The organism is Gordonia sp. w5E2 (assembly GCF_036540975.1).
Classification (GTDB): Bacteria; Actinomycetota; Actinomycetes; order Mycobacteriales; family Mycobacteriaceae; genus Gordonia; species Gordonia jacobaea.
In genome coordinates this window covers 3,606,043-3,621,912 of sequence record NZ_CP144213.1, presented here as the reverse complement: position 1 = coordinate 3,621,912, position 15,870 = coordinate 3,606,043, and the positions used below count along the sequence as shown (strand labels likewise).

Annotated in this window: 4 protein-coding genes; all 4 read right to left on the bottom strand. The window is 67.3% G+C overall.

Translation table 11 applies throughout. From position 1 onward, the window contains the following. Positions 1–21: 21 nt before the first annotated feature. The 4 genes from RND64_RS16410 to RND64_RS16395 are packed head-to-tail and all read right to left on the bottom strand — an operon-like array spanning position 22 to position 15,864. Positions 22–804, bottom strand: a complete 783-nt coding sequence (locus RND64_RS16410; RefSeq protein ID WP_331436161.1) for an ABC transporter permease — start codon at positions 802–804, stop codon at positions 22–24. Then, the gene (locus tag RND64_RS16405; RefSeq protein WP_331436160.1) at positions 794–1,891 is read right to left on the bottom strand and encodes an ATP-binding cassette domain-containing protein; all 1,098 of its coding nucleotides are present in this window, start codon (positions 1,889–1,891) and stop codon (positions 794–796) included. The genes RND64_RS16410 and RND64_RS16405 overlap by 11 nt, the downstream gene beginning before the upstream one ends. Then, positions 1,884–2,129 (bottom strand): MbtH family protein, encoded by a 246-nt coding sequence (locus RND64_RS16400; protein ID WP_049698851.1) that lies wholly within the window; start codon positions 2,127–2,129, stop codon positions 1,884–1,886. Before RND64_RS16400 ends, RND64_RS16405 begins: the two co-directional genes overlap by 8 nt. Positions 2,130–2,142: 13 nt before the next feature. Then, positions 2,143–15,864, bottom strand: a complete 13,722-nt coding sequence (locus RND64_RS16395) for a non-ribosomal peptide synthetase (RefSeq protein ID WP_331436159.1) — start codon at positions 15,862–15,864, stop codon at positions 2,143–2,145. Between the last annotated feature and the right edge of the window lie 6 nt (positions 15,865–15,870).

Here is a 15,870-nt window from a genome sequence, read left to right as displayed (position 1 = left end):
CGCGACCATCGGGCCGATGACTCATCTGCTTGCCGCGCGCCGATAGAGCATCAGCGACAACGGCATGCACACCGCCAGGATCGCCACGCTCCAGCCGATCGAGTAGGCGAGCGCGTGGTCGGCGACCCACCCGGACGGTGGCACGAAGTTCGACGGCGCGCCGTTGCCGAGGTGATCGCGACTCGTCGTGGCGACGGCTGTCACCGGATTCCACTCGGCGATCGTCCGAAGCGGCCCCGGCAGGCTTGCCGCCGAGATGAAGGCCGACGACAGGAAGGTCACCGGAAACATCCACAAGAATCCGATGCTTTGCGCCACTTCGACATTGGGCGCGATCAGTCCGGTGACCGCACCCACCCATGCCATCGCGAGCGCGAACAGGATGATCACTCCGAATGCGATTGCCGCGTCGGCGAGCGAGCCGTGGACCCGCCAGCCGATGACGAGGCCGCTGATCACCATGACCGTGAGTCCGACGAGGCCGAGCAGCATGTCGGAGCCCACCCGGCCTGCGATGACGGCCAGTCGCGACATGGGCATCGAGCGCAGCCGGTCGATGATTCCGTCCGACATGTCGTTGGCGAGTCCAACCGTGGTGAACGCCGCGTTGAAAACGACGGTCTGCGTGAAGATCCCGGCCATCAGGTACTCGCGGTAGGAGTGTCCTCCGAACGTCGCACCGAAGACGTAGGCGAAGAGGAACACGAACATCAGCGGCTGAATGGTCGCGCTGACGAGCAGGGTGGGGATGCGTCGCACCGTGAGCAGGTTGCGCTCGACGATGACTGCTGTGTCAGTGAACATCGGCGGGCTCCCTTGTCTCGAGGTTCGTCGCCGTGTCGCCATCGGCGTTGATGGTGTGGTCGGTCAGTTGAAGGAAGACGTCGTCGAGTGTTGGTCCGGCAACGGAGACGCTGCGCACCGGCGTGCCTCCGGCGTCGAGTGCACGGATGGCGTCCGGTATGTCGGCAGCACCGTCGGCGACGGGCACCGTCCACGTCCCTGTTTCGGATCGATGTGGGTTTCCGACGCCGATTGCCGCCAATGTTCTTGCGACGACGGCGGATTCGGAAGCTGTCGGCTCGCCGTCGAACTCGACGGTGAGAATTTCCGGGGTGATGGAGTTCTTGAGCTCGTCTGCGCTGCCCTGCGCGCGGATTGTTCCGTGGTCGATGACGGTGATCTCGTCGGCGAGTGTGTCGGCTTCCTCGAGGTACTGGGTGGTGAGCAACACGGTGGTTCCCGCATCCACCTGCGCGGCGATCAGGTCCCAGATCTGGCGACGGCCGCGTGGGTCGAGTCCCGTGGTCGGCTCGTCGAGGATGACGAGGCGCGGGTGGTTGATGAGCGCTCCGGCGAGGTCGAGTCGTCGCCGCATGCCGCCCGAGTAGGTGCGCATCGGTCGGTCGGCGGCGTCGTCGAGTCCGAGTTCGGCGATCATGTCGCGCGCAAGGACAGACGCGTCGCGTCGACGATGGCCGTAGAGCTGCGCCACCATGCGTAGGTTCTCGAAGCCGGTGAGGGTGCCGTCCACAGCGGCGTATTGCCCTGAGACGCCGATGATTTCGCGCGCCCGGTCGGGCTCGCGCAGTGCATCGATCCCCGAGACGGTGACCGTGCCGGCATCGGGGCGCAGCAGAGTGGCCACCATGCGAACGGTGGTGGTCTTGCCCGCACCGTTGGGGCCCAGGAGAGCGTGGACGGTGCCCGCCGGAATCGTGAGATCGAGATCCTCGACGGCGACGACAGCGCGGCCTCGGCGCAGCAGTCCGGAGGTGAATACCTTTCGTACACCGCGGATCTCGAGTGCGTTCTGTGTGGCCCCGGTGTCGGACGACCCGGTGTCTGTCCTGTCGCGATCGGGCGTATCCGTGGTGCTGGGTTCAGTCATCCTGTGTCGTCCCGTGGTCGGCACGCTTACTCCCTTCCATTGCTTCGATCAGGCTCTTCGGGCGCAGGTCGGTCCAGTTCTCTTCGACGTAGCGCAGGCAGTCGTCGTGGCCGGACGGCCCGTGCACGCTGCGCCAGCCGGTGGGGACAGGCGCGAACTGGGGCCACAGTGAGTGTTGGTTCTCGTGGTTGACCAGCACCAGGAACACGCCGTTGACGTCGTCGAACGGATTGGTCATGAGTGATTCCTCCTCAATTGATGTCTTCGGTTGACGTGACGCCACTGGTGTGGCGCCACCGATGGCGCGCAGTTGGCGCGTCGTCGATGCGATGCCTCGATGTCCGACGCGGTTGTGGTGCGAGGGCATGCGCGAAGTCGACGACGTTGTGCGGCAGAAGCATTCGAGCGTGGGTGCAGTCGACATCGATGTTGCGGATGTGCCCGTCGACGTAGGGACGCCATCCGTCGACGGCTCGTGCACCCCGCTGAGGTGCCCTGGTGGCGGAGACGAAGGTGATGTCTCCGTGGAACACTCGCGGACGCCACGGATTCGCGAGGGAGCCCGCCTGCTCGAAAACGCGGTGCACCGTGCCGAATTCGGCTCTCGACAGCCCTGCGAGCATCCCGCCGGCCGACCGCACCGCGTGCCAGGCGTCGTCGACGTCGGGTGAAGCGGTGGGATCGGTTGTGGTGATGCCGAATTCGCTCATGAGCTCACCAATGGAGGGTTCGGTGACGAGGTCGGGTCGGTCGAACAGGACGTACGAGTCGAGGATCGTGAGATCGCCGATGACTTCTCCGCTCCCCTGGAGGATCACCGCGATCTCCTGGGCGATGATCCCGCCGAGCGACCAGCCGAGCAGATGGTACGGACCGGACGGCGCGACCGACTGGATCTGTTCGGCGTAGTACGCGGCGAGTTCACCAAGCGACGACGGCGCAGGCTGCCCGGACAGCGTCGGGTGCTGGAGTCCGTACACGGGACGGTCGGGTTCCAGGTGGGGTAGCAGCGATGCGAATGCCCAGGAGAGTCCGATAGCCGGATGTACGACGAATAGCGGTGCCTTTGCTGACGCAGACTCGCGCGGCGCCGACCGCAGCGGGATGAGTACCTCCCAGGCGGAGCGGGAGCCCGCGGTGCCGTTGTCCGGTTCGTGTGACGCAGGGTCGATCTGTGAGGCGAGTTCTGCGACTGTCGGTGCCGCGAACACCTGGTGTGCGCGTATCTCGACGCCGAGAGCGCTCGAAAGACGATCGGTCAGGGTCGTTGCCTGCAACGAGTTTCCGCCGAGATCGAAGAAGCTTGCGTCTGCGGCGATCTCGTCGTCCGGCAGTCCGAGTACCTCGATGAAGATCGCCGCGATGGTCGTCTCGGTGCCAGGGCGCGGGGCGCGCCCACGTCGCGTGATCTCCGGGGCCGGGAGCGCCGTGCGGTCGAGCTTGCCGACGGGGGTCAGTGGGATCTCGTCGAGAACAGTGACCGTCGCAGGCACCATATGGCGCGGAAGGCGTTCTCGCAGGGAACTTCTCAGGTCATCGCCCAGAGCGGTTCGATGCGAGGTGCCGGCGTGGGCGGCTCGCTCGGCGAGCGTCACGTAGCTGTGCAAGGTGGTGCCGCCCTCCGTCGACGCGGAGTCGTCCCCGGACTGGCCGGCTCCGGCCAGCACTGTGACCGCGAAATCGATACGAGGGTCGGCGGTGAGCGCGTCGTCGATCTCTCCGAGTTCGACGCGGAAGCCCCGAACCTGTACCTGGCCATCGCTTCTGGCGACGTAGGAGAGTCTGCCGTCGTGCGTCCACCGGACGAGGTCTCCGGTGCGGTACATGCGGCAACCGGCGAACTCGTCTCCGGCGACCATCGGGGCGGGCAGATACCGCGACGCGGTGAGCCCGGGACGACGGTGGTAGCCGCGGGTCACCTGCGACCCGATCAGGTACAACTCACCCACGACACCCGCGGGCACCGGATGCAGGCGCGCATCGAGTACGAGTGCGCTCACGCCGTTGTTCGGTGTGCCCATGGTCAGTTCGTCGTGTGCGCGCAGCGGATCGCTCGAGGTGGTGATCACGGTGGTCTCGGTGGGGCCGTAGACATTCATGATCCGACGCCCCGCCGACCACCGCCGCGCGAGATCTGCTCCGTAGGCCTCGCCGCCGATCGCGAGGCACGTCAGCGTCGGGACGTCGGTCGGGGACATGCTCGCCACCGCGGCGGGTGTGATGAATGCGTGGGTCACCCCGGTCCGAGTAAGGAACCACGCCAACGGTTTACCGCCGTAGACATCGGTCGGAGCGATGACCAGGCATGCGGAGCCCGCTGCGGCGAGCAGGAACTCGAGCACCGAGGCGTCGAAGCTCGGTGACGCGAAATGGAGCACCCGCGATCTTTCGTCCGGTGTCATCCTCGCCCGCAACTCGTCTCGGACCGCACGTAGTCCGGAGTGCGGCACCAGAACGCCCTTCGGGCGCCCGGTCGAGCCGGAGGTGTAGATGATGTAGGCCAACTGGTCGACGCCTGCGGGTACTGCCTCGGCCACGTCGAGGGGAGCCGCCGATGTGCGCGCGAGCCGGTCGAGTACCGACTGCTCGTCGACGACGAGTGTCGGCATCGTCGAGGAGGGGATGCGCTCGCGGGTCGCCGAGTCGGTCACCACGAGTCGCGCACCGCTGTCGGTGAGCATGTGCGCGATCCGCTCCGGCGGGTACGTCGGGTCGACGGGCACGTAGGCGGCTCCTGTCCGCACGATGGCCCAGATGGCAACGAGTGCCTCGATCGACCGGGGAATGGCCATGGCCACAACAGGTTCGCTCGTCGCCCATGCGACCGATTCCCAGACGCCGCTGGCGAGCAGCACTCGTGCGAGTCGGTGCGCGCGGGCGTCGAGCTCGCGGTAGGTGATGCTGGTGTGGCCGTCGGTGGCGGCGATGCCGTAGGGGTTGCGTGACACGGCGTCGTCGAGAATCTCGCCGAATGTCATCGGCTCGCCGCTGACCGGTCCGCGCGCGGGGGCGACATCCGCAACCTCGAGCGGATCGGTGATGCGTATGTCGCCGACCGCGCGCGTGGTGTCGGTGGTGATCGCACGGACCACCCGCAGGAACCTGATGGCGAGGTCGTGGGCATCGTGGTCGCGGTACCGATCGGCGGCGAATGTCAGCTCGAGGGAAGCGTCGGGAGAGTGCAGGTGCGCGATCGTGAACTGAAGACCGAATTTGGCCTGGGCGGCGCCGATCTCGCCGATTTCCCCGCACAGCCCCGGTGCGAGGTCGACCTGTCCGTGCGCGACGTCTGCCCCGTAGTCGTGGACCGAGAGTGCGACCTCGAAGAGCGGATGGCCGCCGACCGACCTGTCGGGATTGACCGCTGCGACGACGTCGTCGAAGGGTACGTCGCGATGGTCGAGCGCATCGAGGTCGTCGTCTCGCACCCGCGCGAGCAGGTCGCGAACGGGTTCGGTGCCGTCGAGCCGAGTGCGCAGGGCGAGCGTGTTGACGAACATTCCCACCACACGGCCGAGGTCGGTGTCCGGGCTATCTGCGAGTTCAGCGATGCCCCGATTCGCCACCGGCGTGCCGATCACCACGTCATCGCCTACGCCGAGTCGGTGCAGGAGGGTGGCGAGTGCGGTGTGGAGCAGAGTGAACGGGGTGGTCGAATAGGCTCGCGCACAATCGATCACGGCGTTGCGCAGCCCGTCATCGAGCGGAATCGATACCGAACCGGCAACCGACGGCGAACTCTTGTGTGCGTCGGCATGGGTCTGCGCGGGGCGGGTCGGCTTTGGTGCGCAGTCGGCCGGGGCGCCTGCGAGCAGGCCCGTCCAGTAGGCGAGATCGTCCTCCCTCTCACTTCGACGGTCGGCCGCGGTGACGATCGCGGCGTAGTCGCGATAGTCGAAAGCCGAAGCCTCCCAGAAGGTGTCACGGCCGTCGAGTCTTTCGGAGTAGGCCGTGGCGAGGTCGTCGATCAGAATCGGCAGCGAGGCGCCGTCGGCCGCGGCGTGGTGGATGACGAGGACGAGGATGTGCTCGCTGGTGGTGCCCTGCGAGATCCGCGTCAGGAGATGCGCGCGCATCCCTGGCTGTGCCGAGATGTCGATCGGGGTGGCGCACAGGTGCTCGATCAATGCCGACGCGTCGCTGTCGTCGCTGTAGCCGAGCGGTTGCAGATGCCCGATCGCGCGATCGGCCCCGACGAGAACACCTCCGACCTGCGTACCGCCTGTTTCGGAGGGGTAGACGGTACGCAGGCCGGCGTGCCGCGACACGAGATCGACCAGTGTGTCGCGGAGCGTCTGACGGTCAAGGGGTCCCGTCAGGCGCAGTGTGAAGGGCATCAGGTAGTCGGTCGACGCCGGCTGCGTGCGAGCCAGCGATAGTAGTCGACGCTGCATCGGCGCGATCGGAATGATGCTGCCGCGCAGAGGAATGAGTGTGGCGGAATGACTCCCTTGCTCGACGTGCTCGTCGCGGCCGACGAGTTCCGCGAGCGCGGCAACCGTCGGGCGATCGAAGATCTCCCGCACGCGAAGCCTGGTTCCGTCGTCGCTGCGCAGCTTGGCGGCGAGAGCCGTTGCCTGCAACGACGTTCCGCCCGCGGCGAAGAAGTCGGTATCTGCGCCAACGGTGTCGCGCTCGACGCCGAGGACGTCGGCCATTGCGTCGGCGACCCGCTGCTCGGCCGTCGAACCGAGCTCTCGCACAGCAACCGCCGCCGGTGCGGTGGGTGCGGGTAGCGAGCGACTGTCGATCTTTCCGTTGGGAGTCAACGGGAATCGATCGAGCACGACGACGCTCGACGGCACCATCTGCCGCGGCAGACTCGCCGCAACATGTGCGATGAGTTCGCGGTCGGACAGTGAGTCGGGACGGGTCGTGGTGACGTAGGCGACCAGGCGTGCCTCGGCGCCTTCTCCGTGCACGAGTGTCAGCGCGGCGTCGACGTCAGGATGTGATGTCAGCGCGTGGCTCACCTCATCCGGCTCGATGCGGAAACCGCGCACCTTGACCTGATTGTCGCTGCGGCCGTCGAACACCAACGACCCATCGGTGGTGCGGTGCACCACGTCGCCGGTGCGATACATCAGCCCGCCGCGCGCTCGCGGATCGGCGATGAATCGTGCAGCGGTCAGGTCCGGACGGCCGAGGTAGCCGCGTGCGACTCCCGGTCCTGCGAGGTACAGCTCGCCGGGTACGTTGTCGCGCACGGGGTTCAGTCGATGGTCGAGAACCAGTGCGGTGCAACCGATAACCGGCTCGCCGATCGTGATCGCCTCGCCGGGACTCAACGGCTGCGACATCGTCGCCACGATCGTGGTCTCGGTGGGGCCGTAGCAGTTGACGTAACGCCTTCCCGGTGCCCAGGCTGCCACGAGTTCTGCTGGCGACGCCTCGCCCCCGACGCCGAGCGTCCGGAGCAGCGGCAGCGGCGCAGGTGTGGCTGCCATGAGCGCGGCGGGTGTGATGAAGGCGTGCGACACCGCGTGCTCGGCGAGGAACTCGACGAGCTCGTCTCCGCCGAAGATGGTCGGCGGCGCGATGACCATCGTCGCACCCGCGTCGAAGGCGAGGAGGAACTCCAGGAACGTCGCATCGAAGCCGGGTGACGCGAAATGCAATGTGCGATCGCCGGAATGAACGTCGTAGCGGTCGCGCTGACTCTGGCTGAACGCGCCGATGCCCCGATGCGTCACCGTGACGCCCTTGGGTGTGCCGGTCGAGCCGGATGTGTAGATCACGTACGCAGCGGCGTCGGGTCGACGCGGCGCGGGAGCCGGTGGTGCCGCGCTGCCGCGATCGAGTGCTCCGGTGTCGAACCAGTGCAGGTCGGACGACGCGTCGAGCAGTGCGGTTCCGAGTGCCCCGTCGGTGTCGGTGATTCCGACTGCGACGTCGGAGTCGCGGAGCATGTGCTCGATGCGTTCGGTCGGATACCGCGGATCGATGGGGAGCACCACGCCGCCCGCGCGCAGTACGGCCCAGAGCGCGGCGACGAACCGCCACGACCGGGGGAGTGCCACAGCGACTACGTCTTCCGGCCCGACGCCCTCGGCCCGGAGAGCGTTCGCCCATCGTGCCGAGATCTCGTCGAGGCGCGCATACGTCAGCGCGACGTCGCCGTCCTCGACGGCAATGAGATCACGGTGGCGGGTGGCGGTGAGCTCGAGCAGGTCACCGAGGTGAACCGGGTCGGGCGTCGTGACGTCACGCGCAGGCCGCGTTGCGACGAGATGGTCGTCGACGCTGCGGTCCGGGTGCGCGATCAGTGCATGTGCGAGTTCGACGAAATCGACTGCCAGGGACTCGATTCGGGCGCGACTGAACAGGTCGGTCGCGTACGTCAGACGTAGGGTATCGCCGCGCGATTGCACCTCGAGGTCGAATCGCGCTGCGCCGGTGTCGACTTCTTCGATCCCGGTGCGTAGCCCGCGTAGCGCGGAGTCCGTTGTCGCGAGCGGATCGTCGTCGACGGTCAGTGAGATGGTGAAGATCGGGTGACGGCCCGTCCGAGGGGGACGTAGGTCCGCCACGACGGCGTCGAACGGCATGTCCGCGTGGGAGAGGGCATCGAGGTCGGATCGGCGCACCTCGTCGACGAGTTCGGCTGCCGACCACGTGCCGTCGACGCGGGTGCGCAGTGCGACCGAGTTGACGAACATTCCGACCAGTTGCGCGAGACGGGAATCGGCTCGTCCCGCGACGGGCGTGCCGATGACGATGTCGGCGTCGGAACCGCTGGTGTGCACGTCCTGGTCGGCGCTGTGGTGACGTAGCAGAGCGACGAGCACCGCGTGCATCGCCATGAACTCGGTCGTCGTCGAGCTACCGAGTTCGGTGAGGCGCGCACGCACATCGCGGCCGAGGGCCACCTCGACGACGTCGGCGCCGCGTTGCGCTGCTGCGTCTTTCGCGGGCGCGACGTCGGGCAGCAGTACCGGGGCGGGATCGAGACCGTCGAGTTCGGTGCGCCACCAAGCGGTCAGGTCGGACAGGCGCGCGTCGAGCCGGTCACGCTGCCACCGCAGGTAATCGCGATAGTCGAGGGGGAGCGGATCTGCCGACGGTGATCGACCGTCGGACAGATCCGCGTAGGCGCCCGCGAGGTCATGCGCGAGTGGCGCCATCGACGCGCCGTCGGCGGCGATGTGGTGCACGACGACGGTCAGCTTGTGGTGGTCAGCGGAGTCGCTGAGCCGATGCAGCGCGACGCGGATGGGCAGATCGCGCGTGAGGTCGAATGGACGCTGCGCGAGCGATTCCGCAGCTACACGCCATTGCGACGCCGAGAGGTCCTGGACGTCGAGCGTGATGTCGCTGCCCGCGGCGACCACCGCTGTCGGCAGTCCGTCACGTTCGGGATACACGGTGCGCAGCGGCTCGTGGCGGGCGATCACCCAGCGGAGCGCGCCGGTGAGCGCGTCGACGTCGAGTGCGCCTCGCATGTCGAGTGCGAAGGCGATGGAGTACGACGCGTCGGGCGCATCGTCGTCGGCGCCGAGCGTGTTGAGGAACCAGAGCTGCCGCTGAGCAGGTCCGCAGAACATCTCGGTTGTCGGATCGTGCTGCAGGAGATCGTGTTCCGCGGGTGCCGCGTCCGCGCACAGAAGTGCGAGCTCCGCAGCGGTCGGATGATCGAAGACGTCGCGCACGGCCAGGCGTGAGCCGCTGTGTTGTCCGAGCGCATCCACCAGCTGCGTCGCCAGTAGTGAGTTGCCGCCGAGTTCGAAGAAGTCGTCGTCGACACCGACGTCGGCGACCGGTCGGTCGAGTACCCGGGCGAACACGGAGCAGATCATGCGCTCGGCGTCGGAACGAGGTGCGACAGGCTCGGACTCGCGTGCGGTGTCGGCGTCGCCGGGCGCGGGTAGGGCGCGCAGGTCGATCTTGCCCGCGGGAGTCCTGGGGATCTCGGGAACAGCGATGATCGCGGAGGGAATCATGTGCCGCGGCAAACGTTCTCGCAGTTCGGTCAGCAGCGCCGCGCGTGTGTGCTGGCCGGCATCGACCCCGTCGAACGCGACGAACGAGATCAGGCGCGCCGTCGCACCTTCACCGTCGACGACGCTCACCGAGGACTGCACGGCGTCGAGCGCGGTGAGCGCGGCGTCGACCTCTCCCAATTCGATGCGATGCCCGCGTACCTTGGCTTGGTCGTCGGCGCGGCCGCGGAACTCGAGGCGATGATCGGCGGTCCAGCGCACCAGGTCGCCGGTGCGGTACATCCGTTCGCCGGGATCGCCAAAGGGATTGGCCACGAATCGCTTCGAGGTCAGTCCGTGCACGCCGTGGTAGCCGCGGGCCAGGTGAGTTCCCGAGACGTAGAGTTCGCCCGTCGTGCCGGGTGCGACAGGGACGAGTCGCTCGTCGAGAACGACCGTCGAGACGCCGCGAATGGGCCTGCCGATCGTGACGCGGGGTGAGCGCGACGTCGTGGGTTGCTCGACGATCGGGTCCGAGACTGTCGCCACGACCGTCGTCTCCGTCGGCCCGTAGGCGTTGAAGATCGTCGTGGTCTGCGCCCATCGACGGACCGCTTCGGCATTCGGATGCTCGCCACCGATCACAAGCACCTCGAGCTCCGGCACGGCCTCGGGATTCATGGTGGTCAGCAGCGACGGCGTGAGAAACGCGTGGGTGATGCCCGCGGAGCGCATCAGATCGGTGAGTTCGCCACCGGCGACGGGATCTGGCCCGACGATCCGCATCGTCGACGCGCCTGCGAACGCCATGAGGAGTTCGAGGACCGAGGCGTCGAAGCTGGGCGACGCCATGTGCATCGTGCGGCTGTCGGCGGTGAGCCCGAACTGTGACACCTGTTGTGCGGCAAAGTCCGCCAAACCACGGTGGCTGACGACGACGCCCTTCGGCGTGCCGGTGGTGCCCGAGGTGTAGATCATGTACGCGGGTTGGTCGACGGAGAGGTCTGGTGCGTCGTCGCGCTGTGGCGTTGGGGTGTCGCCGCCCGGACCGTGGATCTCGTCGAGCGTGATGGTCGTGATGCCGTTGGCCGCGTCGCCGAGCTTGTGGAGCGAGTCTGCGTCGCTCAGCAGCAGGCGCACGCGGGAATCGGTCAGCATGAACTCGATGCGAGCGTGCGGGTAGGCGGGATCGATCGGTACCCATGCTGCTCCGCATCGGGTCACCGCCCACACTGCGCGCACCCACTCCGCGCCCCGTGGAAGTGCAATTGCGACAAAGTCTTCCGGACCCACTCCGTTGTCACGGAGGCGCTGTGCGAGAAGTTCGGCGTCGGAGTCGAGTTGGCGATAGGTGAGTGATGTCTCGCCGTCGGTCACGGCGATTCGGTCGGGCTCCGAGCGAACCGCAGCGGCGAGGATCGACGAGAAGTGTTCGACGGGGCGGGTTCCCGCGCCGACCGCAGGTACCAGTCCGAGCCGCTCACTCTGGTCGAGAACGGCGATGTCGCCGACGGCGAGTGTCGGGTCGTCGGTCACCGTGGTGATGATCCTGCCCAGTCGCGAACCGAGGCCGGTCACGGTCGCGGCGTCGAACAGTCTGGTGGCATAGCCGATTTCGATGTCGATGCCGGACGGTTGCCCGTGCTCGTCGGTGTGTTCGACAAAGGTGAACGAGAGGTCGAACTTGGTGGTCGCGATATCGATCGGCGAGCCCGTTGCCCTCAGACCGGGGAGGTCGATGGTGATGTCATCGCGATTGTCCACTGCGACCGAGACCTGGAAGAACGGATGGACCTGTGCCGATCGCTGTGGATTCAGTTCGGTAACAAGGTGATCGAAGGGGATCGCTGCGTGGTCGAAGGCGTCGAGGTCGGCGTCGCGGATCTGGCCGAGTACAGCCAGGAAGGATGCGTTCTTGTCGACGTGCGTCGGCAGTGCGAGGGTGTTCACGAACATTCCGACGAGAGCGTCGAGGTCGGCGTCGCCTCGACCGGACACGGGTGTGCCGACGACGATCTGGTCGGAACGGGCATAGCCGCGCAGCAGCGTGGCGACCGCGGCGTGCACGACCATGAAGAGGGTCGCGTCGCTGTCGGCGGCCAGCGCCGTCAACGCGCTGTGACGTTCGCTGGGCACCCTCATCGTCACGACATTGCCCACGACACTTGCGCGGTCCGAGCGCGGACGATCAAGCGGCAGTTCGGTTTCGGCGGGAGCATCGGCGAGACGACTGCGCCAGAAGTCGAGGTCTGTGCCGTCGGTGGTGGTCAGCGCGGCACGTTCGGTGGCCGCGACTGTCGAGTACTCGACGGGCAGGGGTTCCCAGTCGGGCGCGTGACCGTCGACGCGTGCGCTGTAGGCGGTGGCGAGATCGGCCGCGAACGGGGCGAGTGACCATCCGTCCGCCGCGAGATGATGGATGACGACGATCAGCGTGTGGTCGTCGGCGGACGTGCGCAGGAGCCGTGTGCGGATGGGGAAGTCGCGCGTGAGGTCGAACGGCTGTGAGGCGACCTCGGCGGCGCGTCGATCTACCTCGTCGACCTCGTCGATAGTCATGTCGATGGCGGCGTCGTCGGGGGCGTGAATGTCGAGGAAGGCATGCCCGTCGTGCTCCGACACCGTGCTTCGTAGCGGCTCGTGCCGTGTGACGACGTCGTTCACCGCGGCGCGCAGAGTGTCGACGTCGAGGGCGCCGACAAGACGCACGCTGAACGGAATGTGGTAGGCGACAGCAGAATCCGGGTCGAGGCGAGCGGTCAACCAGAGTCGCTGCTGTGCGGGTGACAGCGCGACCTGTCCGTCGGTCGACGCTGCGATCTCGTCGACGGGCTGGGTGGCTGTGAGCTCGTCGTCGACTCCTGCTGCGCGCAGTGCGTGACAGAGCGCGGCGAGGTCGGGGGCGTCGAACACGGTGCGTAGCGGCAGTCGGTGTCCGGTGCGGCGCGCGAGGCGTGCGCTCACCCTCGTGGCTGACAGCGAGTTGCCGCCGAGGTCGAAAAGGTTATCGGACAACGAGACCCGGCCAGGCACACCGAGCACCGCGGACACCGTCTCGACGACGGCGACGTCGAGTGCCGTAACCGGCTCGATCCGTTCGCTCTGCGGTGACGTGCGAGTCGGCACCGGCAGTGCGGCGCGATCGAGCTTGCCGTTGCTGGTCGTCGGTAGATCCGTGAGCACGGTGATCGTCGTCGGGACCATATGGGGGAGAAGGTGATCAGTCAGCTCGGCGCGTAGGTCGCGGGAGTCGAGGTCATCTGCGCCCGCGACGTAGCCTGCCAGTTCGACGCCACCTGTGGCCGCGTCGTCGAACGTGATGACCGCCGCGCTGCGGACGCCGGGCACTGCCGCCAGCGCCGACTCGATCTCGCCCAACTCGACGCGCTGACCGCGGATCTTGATCTGTGAATCGGCGCGACCGAGGTACTCGATCTCGCCGTCGGCACGTCGGCGCACGAGGTCGCCGGTGCGATACAGACGTGCGCCGGGCTGACGCGGATCGGCTACGAACCGTGCGGCGGTCAGGTCGGAACGGCTCGCGTAGCCGCGAGCGAGTTGGACGCCGCCGAGGTAGAGCTCACCGATCGCGCCGACGGGTTGCGGCATCAGGTGATGGTCGAGCACGTGGGTCGACGTGTTGTCGACGGGCCGACCGATCGGGATATCGCCCGCGTCGCTGCGGCATTCGTCGTGATAGGTGACGTCGACGGCCGCCTCTGTCGGGCCATAGAGATTGTGCACCGGCGCTGACGTGAGCTCGCCGATCGAGCCGACGGTCGCGGGCGTGAGTGCCTCACCGCTGGTGAAGATGCGTCGCAGCGACGTCAGAGCGTCCGGTGTGAACGACTCGTCGAGGGTGAGCGCGTCGGCAAATGCCGACAGCATCGACGGCACGAAATGCAGTGTCGTGATGGACTCTTCGGCGATGACGTCGCGCAGATACCACGGATCGCGGTGGCCGTCGGGCCGTGCGACGACAAGCGTGGCGCCCGCGACGAACGGCAGGAAGAACTCCCACACCGAGACGTCGAAGGTTGCCGGTGTCTTCTGCAGCACCCGGTCGTCTGAGGTGAGGCGATAGCGATCCTGCATCCATCGCAGGCGATTCACGATGGCGCGGTGGTCGATCACGACGCCCTTGGGCCTGCCCGTCGAGCCGGAGGTGAACAGCACGTAGGCGGGGTTATCGGGGCGGGGTGCGCGGGGCCGCGCTGTTGACGGTGATGGCTCGGTCAGTTCATCGACGGTGACCACCGGAGTGTCGGCTCCGGCCCAGCCGGGTGCGGCGATGATCAGCGCGGGCTTGGCGGTGTCGAGGATGTGCGCGAGGCGCTGCGTGGGTTCTGCGGGATCGATGGGCAGGAATGCTGCTCCCGCGCGAATGACCGCGTGCAGCGCAACCACCTGGTCGGCACTTCGTGGAAGAGCAACGCCGACAACCGATTCCGGGCCGATTCCGCGCGCGGCGAGTCCGGCCGCCGCACTGCGTGCGCGTGCGGTGAACGTCGCGGTGTCCAGCGTCTCGACGCCGGGTTCGATCAGTGCGGTGTGCGTGGCGGTGCCCTGTTCGAGCGCGGCGTCGAGCAGCGAGATGAGCGTCGAGTCGGTTGCCGCAACGCTACGGCCGTGGGCGACGTCGTCGATGGCCGCCAACTCCGAGGCCGTCATGGGTGTGATGTCGACGACGGGCAGGTCGGTTGGGGCGCAGACGAATCGTCGTAGGAAGTCCACGATGCGGTTGTGATGCACCGAGACGTCGTCGGCGGTGTACACATTCGGGTTTGCCTCGAGGTCGAGTCGCATGCCGCCGGTGAAGCCGTCGTAGACGTTGATCGACGCGTCTTCGACGGGGCCGGTGGACAATACGTTCAGTTCGCCGCGCAGCGAGCCGAAGTCGATGTGCTCGAAGAACAGCATGACGTTGACCATCGGCCCGAAGAATCCGCGCCTGCCGTCGGAGTCGTCGAGGATCTCGGAGGTGATCTCTTCGTGCCGGAAACGCTGATGTCGCACAGCGCCTTTGATGTCGGAGTTCATGATCCGCAGCGCGTCGGCGACGGTCGTCGTGGCGTCGAATTCGATGCCGACGGGTAGGACGTTCGACGTGAGGCCCGCCGAGGTGCGCAGGAGGTCGGTGTCGCGGCATGCCACCGGGAGGCTCAGCAGGGCGTCGTCGCGATCGTTGAGGCGTGCCAGGTAGATGGCGACCGCCGCGGTGATCACCGACGCTGCCCGCACCCCGTGATCTGCGGCGCGCGAACGGATGTCCGCGACGAGGTCGGCGTCGAGTTCGATGCTCTCGACGATGGCGACCGGCGCTGCCGGTGCACTCGCAGGCGACAGGGACGTCGGCTCGGGAGCGTCGGCTCCATCGGGGCGCAGGCGCTGCTGCCAGTGGTCGCGTGCGCGGGTGAACGCATCGGAGGCGTGGTACTCGCGGTCGATCTCGGCGATCTGCGCCATCGTCGCGCTCGACGGTGCGGGCGCGGCGTGACCCTCGGTGATCGCGGTGTAGTGGGCGGCGACCCGGACCATCATGTACATCGCGGCGTAGCCGTCGAACGCGATGTGGTGGCCCCAGCAGTACCAGAGCGCGCGGTTCGGGCCCAGACGCAGCAGATACGTTTCGAGCAGCGGATCGGTGTAGACGTCGACGTTGCGCGACCGGTGGTTGTCGATCCATTCGAGAGCCCGCGCACGCGGCTCGTCGTCGTCGGAGAAGTCGACGAGCCCGAGCCTGATGTCCCTGCCACGATCGACGACGATGCGAGGTTCGCCGTCCTCGTCGTCGACGACACGCAACAGGCCCGATTCGGTTTCGTTCGCGGTCAGTTGCACCGCCCGGTCCATCACCTCGGCGTCGACGTCGTCGAAGAACTCGGCGAAGGCCGCGACCGACATCGGGGTGTCGGGGTCGAGCTGCTGTGCGAAGAAGATGCCGCGCTGCGCCGCGGTCAGAGGGAGCGGTCGGCTCTGCGCGTCGGCAGACGGGTGCTGCCCGCCCGTGGAATGCCCGCTTGTGAAATGAGTCGTGCTCACCTCGGTGCTCACTGTGCC

Bases quoted from the DNA above. Each gene is read 5' to 3' on its own strand.
- RND64_RS16410 (WP_331436161.1), bottom strand. From the start codon at position 804: ATGTTCACTGACACAGCAGTCATCGTCGAGCGCAACCTGCTCACGGTG.
- RND64_RS16405 (WP_331436160.1), bottom strand. From the start codon at position 1,891: ATGACTGAACCCAGCACCACGGATACGCCCGATCGCGACAGGACAGAC.
- RND64_RS16400 (WP_049698851.1), bottom strand. From the start codon at position 2,129: ATGACCAATCCGTTCGACGACGTCAACGGCGTGTTCCTGGTGCTGGTC.